The following is a 6,327-nucleotide window of genomic DNA, read 5'->3' as shown; positions in this document are numbered from 1 at the left end:
CGGGTCGCCCACGCGCGGGGACCGGCGCCGGCGACGCCCTCGCGGGCCGCCGCGGGGACGATCTTGAGGGTCCACTCCCAGGTGCTGGCGGCGTTCTCCACGCTCTTCCTGCTCTACGACGGCCGCCGCATCTGGGAGTGGACCCTCAAGATCGTCCCCGCGGCGGCCGTCGTAGAGCAGGAAGAGCGTGGAGAACGCCGCCAGCAGCACGCCCGTGAGGGCCTCGACGATGACCGTCACGCCCTCCAGGCCCGCCGACGTGATCTCGTCCGCGTTGTCGCCGACCGCGTCGCGGAGGTTCTTGGCGATCGCGTTGATCTGTTTGTCGGTGACGTGGAAGGGGCTGTCGAGGAGCCAGCGCCGCAGGTCGTCGATGCCCGACTGGATCTGGTTGGACAGGTCGTCGATGTTCTCCATCACCTGCCAGGTGACGAACCACCCGAGCAACCCGATGACGACGAACCCGAGGACGGCCGTCAGCGCGGTCGCGAGCCCGCGCGGCACCCCCCGCCGCTTCAGCGCGGCGACGGCCGGTTCGAGCAGCGCGGTCAGCAACAGGCCGATGACGAAGGCGAAGACGACGAGCTGGACCGCGCTGATGACCCGCATGAGGATCCACACGGTCCCGGCGAGCACGAGCAGCCGCCACCCGGCCTCGGCAGCGACCCGCACCCCCCAGGGGACGGCCTGCGCGGGGTCGGTACGGAGGACGGGCGGACGCGTACGACGGCGGGCGGGGCGCGGAGCGGCGTACGCCCCTGAGAGCTCCGAGGCCCCTGAGCCTCCTGAGACCCTTGAGCTTCCCGAGACCTCCGAGACCCCTGAGACCTTCGAAGCTCCTGAGGCCGAAGGGCTCGGCCCAGCGGGCGGCCCGGAGACCGGACCGGTGGACGGCTCGGGCACCGCGTCGGCGGGCAGCTCTGGCGCTGCATCGGCGGCCGGCCCGGCGACCGCGTCGGCGGGTGCCTTGTGGTCCGCACCAGGCTGCGGCGCCGGTTCCCCTCCCGCCCGTGCCCGCGGATCCGCCTCGGCCGTCGGCTCGACGCTCGACGCGGCGGCCGGGGCCGAGGGCTGGCGCACGCGAGGGCGCGGCTTCGGCTCGTCCAGCACGCCGCCGTCCCGCTCGACCTCCGCGCGCCGCTCGTCGAGGCGCTCGCCGACCTTGGTGAGACCGGCGCCGAGCCGGCCGAGCCACCCTGGCACTCGCGACATGATCCGTTTCCGTCCCTTTTCCCGGGTCCTCCCGGTTCTTGCCACCACTCCTCCCCGGGAGCCGCGTCGAAACAGACCGTACAGGGCAACAGCCCCTCCCCTAAGGACGGGGAGGGGCTGAAGGAGGTTGAGAGGAACGCCCTGCGGAAAGGAACGTCCTACAGAACGCGGCGCCTAGTACCAGTTGTTGGCCTGCCAGAACGACCAGGCGTCACAGGGGCTGCCGTAACGTTCGTTCATGTAGTTCAGGCCCCACTTGATCTGCGTCGCGGGGTTGGTCTGCCAGTCGGAGCCGACCGAGGACATCTTGGAGCCGGGCAGCGCCTGGAAGAGGCCGTACGCGCCCGAGGAGGCGTTGACGGCGCGGTAGTTCCAGCTCGACTCGTGGTCGACGATGTTCGAGAAGCACTGCCACTGGCCGCCGGCGACCATCTGGCGGGCCATCGACTGGATGTCGGAGATGGAGTAGGAGCTGAGGACCGGGAAGTCGCCCTTGGCGGCCTTCGCCTTGGCCTCGGCCTCCGCCTTGGCCTTCGCCGCCTCTTCGGCGGCCTCCTTCTTGGCGATGGCGACCTCGGCGGCGGCCTTGCGCGCGGCCTCCTCGGCACCCTTCTTCGCGCTCTCGTCCGCGGCCATGGCCTGGTAGGCGGCCTGCTGCGTCAGGGAGGCGGTCTGGACCTCGGCCTGCTGACCCACGGGGATGTCCGCGAGGAGCATGGCGTCGTCCGCCGTCGTCTGTGCGTCGGTGTTCTGCTGCGCGGCGACGCTGCCCGAGGCAACGCCCACGACACTTCCGACGGCGGTGACCGCGGTGGCCGAAGCCACTGCGAACCCCCGGACCGAGACCCGGCTCACACGGTTTCCTTCCAGCATCGCCCGCTTCGGTGACCCTGGCGGACGCGATCGTGCCCCTGGCGCTGGCCTCCAACTACGGGGTCACGGGAAGCGCTGGCCCACCGGCGACCCCGTATCAAGGGGGCGCCTTCTGGTACTTGGGCGGCGTACGACGGCGTATGTGAAGTTTGGGGCGCTGCACCGCTGGGGGTACAGCTGTGTCGCACGCGGGGCCTGACAGAACCGAGACTCTGCCGTAACAAGCCGCCGATGACAATTCCGAGTTGGGTGTGAAAGCTCACATCGGCTGTGGAGCAAGGGATTTCGGCGAACGCTCACACACGGGGGCGCCGCCCCGCTAGGCTCTCGGCCTTTGCGGGACGGCGCCGAACGGCCGCCCGAAGACGGTCAGATGCTGCCGTCCTCCAGCATTTCGGTCACGAGCGCGGCGATCTGGGAGCGCTCGGAGCGGGTGAGGGTGACGTGCGCGAAGAGCGGATGCCCCTTCAGCTTCTCCACGACGGCCACGACACCGTCGTACCGGCCCACCCTCAGGTTGTCGCGCTGGGCGACGTCGTGGGTGAGGACGACACGGGAGTTGGCGCCGATCCGGGACAGGACCGTCAGAAGAACGTTCCTCTCCAGGGACTGGGCCTCGTCGACGATGACGAACGCGTCGTGCAGGGAGCGGCCCCGGATGTGGGTCAGGGGGAGCACTTCGAGCATCCCGCGCGCGGTCACCTCCTCGATGACCTCGCGGCTCGTGACGGCCGACAGCGTGTCGAAGACGGCCTGCGCCCACGGGCTCATCTTCTCGGCCTCGGAGCCGGGCAGATAGCCGAGTTCCTGCCCGCCGACCGCGTACAGCGGGCGGAAGACCATCACCTTCTTGTGCTGGCGGCGCTCCAGGACCGCTTCCAGGCCCGCGCACAGGGCGAGCGCGGACTTGCCGGTGCCGGCCCGGCCGCCCATCGACACGATCCCGACGTCCGGGTCGAGCAGCAGGTCGAGCGCGATGCGCTGCTCGGCGCTGCGGCCCTTGATGCCGAACGCCTCGCGGTCGCCGCGTACGAGGCGGATGTTGCCCTCGGGGGTGACCCGGCCGAGGGCCTTGCCGCGCTCGGACTGGATGGTGAGGCCGGTGTGCACGGGGAGGTCGGCGGCCTCGGGGACGTACACGTGTCCTTCCTCGAAGAGGATGTCCACCTGGTCGCCCGGCAGGGTCAGTTCGGACATGCCGGTCCAGCCGGAGGAGTCCGTGATGGCGAGCTCGGCGCGGTACTCCTCGGCGAGGAGGCCGACCGAGGACGCCTTGATGCGCAGAGGCAGATCCTTCGAGACGACGGTGACGTCGTACCCCTCGGCCTGGAGGTTGCGCGCGACCGCCAGGATGCGGGAGTCGTTGTCTCCCAGGCGGTAGCCGCTGGGCAGGATGCTGGGGTCCGAGTGGTTGAGCTCGACACGGATCGAGCCGCCCAGTTCCCCGATCGGGATGGGCGCGTCCAGGCGGCCGAACTTCACCCGGTAGTCGTCCAGCAGGCGCAGGGCCTGGCGGGCGAAGTAACCGAGCTCGGGATGGTGCCGCTTGGCCTCCAGTTCGGTGACCACGACGATCGGGAGCACGACTTCGTGCTCCTCGAAGCGGGTCATCGCGGACGGGTCGGCCAGCAGGACGCTGGTGTCGAGAACATAGGTGCGCCGGTCGGACTTGTGGCGCTTTGTGCTGGTCACCACGGAAGGACGTACCCCCTCGGATGAGGTCGGGGAGCGACGGAGTGGAGCTGGACCGGTACCGGGCCCGTTTGCACGGGCCGGAAACCGGCCCTCCACTGCTTCGTCCGTGCCGTGACCGCACGGTCGGGCTGGTGCAAAGGGCCTCCCGGGCGGACGGCCCCGTGCCGCCCGCTGAGATCCGACACCCGTGGGTCGGGTGTCGACCTGCTTGGCTTATGCCCTCTAATTTGCGCCGTCATGCCACGGCGGAGTACGGCGCCTTGGTGAACAGCTTGTTACGCCTGTGGTGGGAGGCCCGGAAAGCGGTTGCCGTCAGCCGCCGAAGCGGCGGTGGCGGGCCGCGTAGTCGCGCAGGGCGCGCAGGAAGTCGACCTTGCGGAAGGCGGGCCAGAACACGTCGCAGAAGTAGTACTCGGAGTGCGCGGTCTGCCAGAGCATGAACCCGGACAGCCGCTGTTCGCCGCTGGTGCGGATGACGAGGTCGGGGTCCGGCTGGTCGCTCGTGTAGAGGTGGCGGCCGATCATGTCGATGTCCACGGACTCGGCGAGTTCGTCCATGGTGACGCCCCGGTCCTGCGCGTCCTGGAGCATCGAGCGGACGGCGTCGGCGATCTCCTGCCGGCCGCCGTAGCCGATCGCGACGTTCACCAGTATTCCGTCGACGTCCTCGGTCGCCTGCTCCGCCTCTTTCAGCGTCAGCTGCATCTGGTCGGGCAGCAGGTCCTTCGTGCCGACGTGGTGGACCCGCCAGCGGCCGTCCGCCGCGAGCGTCCGGACGACGTCCTCGATGATGCCGAGGAGCGGGATCAGCTCGTCCTTCGGGCGGTCGAAGTTGTCCGTCGACAGGAGCCAGAACGTGACGACTTTCACATCCGTCTCGGCGCACCAGCCGAGGAACTCGGACATGTTGTCGGCGCCGGCGCGGTGGCCGTGGACGGTCGTGGAGCCCGCCGCCTTCGCCCAGCGGCGGTTGCCGTCCATGATGACGCCGATGTGCTTGGGCACCTGGGTGTGGTCGAGGTGGCCTTCCACCCGGCGTGCGTAGAGCCTGACCAGCAGGCCGCGCAGTTTGTCGCGCAGGATCACGTGATGTTCAGCCCCTCCTAAACGGCGGTCCCCGCAGGCGGGGAGCTTACCCCTACTGGGAGTTGAGCCGGGGATTGGGCGCCTGATCCAGGGGGTAGGGATCTCTGATTGCGCGTCTGCGGGTGGTGTGTGGCTGGTCGCGCCCACGCGGCGGAGCCGCACATCGATACAGCCCCGCGCCCCTAAAAAACTCGGATCGGCCGTTCCTCGATCCAGCACCGCCCCCCGATCTTGCTCAATAAAACGGGCCGGTCCGTGGGGGGGATACGGACCGGCCCGAGGGGGGGTTTCCACCATAACCCTTCGTGAGGGATGTCGCGTACATCGGCGCGAAATTATTACTCTCCGGAGTTGCGCGGCGACGCCGTTCCGGGGGTGGAAGCCCTGTTCATGGGGGTTTCGTGGCCGGAAAACGCGGGTGTACGGGGGTCCCTCGCACGGGGGAACGCGGCGCGCGGCGTCTCCTTGACGGAGGCGCCACCGCGCGGTCCCCTCCACTGCGCGGTGACGCCCACGCAGCTTTGCTCGCGCGAATTGCCGTGGCCGAATCTACGTGATGCCGGGGGATCGGAGCACCTGTTCGCGATAACGATGTGGAAACCCTGTGGAGATCGGGGAGGCCAGGCGACGGTTCCCGGCCATTTATCCGGCGGCCGGTCTGCGCGCCTCGATCAGGTGCCGCGCGCTGTACGCCACGAAGGGGCCCTCGGCGGTGATGCGGGCGTGCAGCGCCCTCAGCTCCGTCCCGTACCGGGCGGACGTGAAGCCGGGGACCATCCAGACGACCTTGCGCAGGAAGTGGACGACCGCGCCGATGTCGTGGAACTCCATCCGCAGGCGCTCCACCCTGAGGTCGGTGACCTCCAACCCCGCCTTCCGCGCCGCCTCCGCCTCGACCTCCGGGTGCCGGTCGCGGCTCACCTCGTCCGGGAGCGGGCCTAGGAACTCCTCCACCAGCTCGAACGCGCTGCGGTGGCCCACGTGTTGGGCGAAGTACGTGCCGCCCGGGGTGAGGACGCGGGCGATCTCCGCCCAGGGCGGGCGTACCGGGTGACGGCTGGAGACGAGGTCGAACCCGGCGTCCGGGAAGGGCAGTTCGCCGCCCTCGCCGGGGCGTACCACCACCACGCCCCGGGGACGCAGGAGTTGGGCCGCCCTCGTCGCGTTCGGGGCCCACGCCTCCGTCGCCGCGACGACGCGCGGCGGGGTCGCCGTACGGCCCAGCGCGAACTCCATGACCTCCCCTCCCCCGGTGTCCAGATCCAGCGCGGCGTCCGCGCCGTCCAGCCGGGCGGCGAGGGCCAGGGCGTACCCCCAGGAGGGCCGCGCCTCGGTGGCCCGGCCCTCGAACCACGAGAAGTCCCACCCGTCGGTGGGCGCGGCGTCGGCTTCGGCGACGAGAGATGCGTAGGTGGCTTCGTCGGTGTCGGTCATACGGGGATGGTGGCAAGGGGGTGGGCG

At 70.2% G+C, this 6,327-nt stretch carries 4 protein-coding genes and 1 pseudogene; all 5 read right to left on the bottom strand.

Annotated features, from left to right (window positions below):
* Nucleotides 1-1,212, bottom strand: a pseudogene (locus AOK24_RS51195) (AI-2E family transporter); the annotation flags it as partial.
* A 174-nt stretch (nt 1,213-1,386) separates the two neighbouring features.
* The gene (locus AOK24_RS27135; protein ID WP_079057008.1) at nt 1,387-2,067 is read right to left on the bottom strand and encodes an aggregation-promoting factor C-terminal-like domain-containing protein; all 681 of its coding nucleotides are present in this window, start codon (nt 2,065-2,067) and stop codon (nt 1,387-1,389) included.
* A gap of 387 nt (nt 2,068-2,454) precedes the next feature.
* Nucleotides 2,455-3,780, bottom strand: coding sequence for a PhoH family protein (locus AOK24_RS27130; protein WP_055722688.1), 1,326 nt, complete (start codon nt 3,778-3,780; stop codon nt 2,455-2,457).
* A 312-nt stretch (nt 3,781-4,092) separates the two neighbouring features.
* Nucleotides 4,093-4,866, bottom strand: a complete 774-nt coding sequence (locus AOK24_RS27125) for an isoprenyl transferase (RefSeq protein ID WP_055722687.1) — start codon at nt 4,864-4,866, stop codon at nt 4,093-4,095.
* Nucleotides 4,867-5,508: 642 nt separating this feature from the next.
* The gene (locus AOK24_RS27120) at nt 5,509-6,300 is read right to left on the bottom strand and encodes a methyltransferase domain-containing protein (protein ID WP_055722686.1); all 792 of its coding nucleotides are present in this window, start codon (nt 6,298-6,300) and stop codon (nt 5,509-5,511) included.
* Nucleotides 6,301-6,327: the final 27 nt, after the last annotated feature.

The sequence above is a fragment of the Streptomyces niveiscabiei genome, assembly GCF_001419795.1.
Lineage (GTDB): Bacteria > Actinomycetota > Actinomycetes > Streptomycetales > Streptomycetaceae > Streptomyces > Streptomyces niveiscabiei.
The sequence above is the reverse complement of the archived record's forward strand: the minus strand, read 5'-3'. Positions and strand labels throughout refer to the sequence as shown.

Coding starts and splice junctions, on each gene's coding strand:
- AOK24_RS27120 (WP_055722686.1), bottom strand. CDS start 6,300: ATGACCGACACCGACGAAGCCACCTACGCATCTCTCGTCGCCGAAGCC.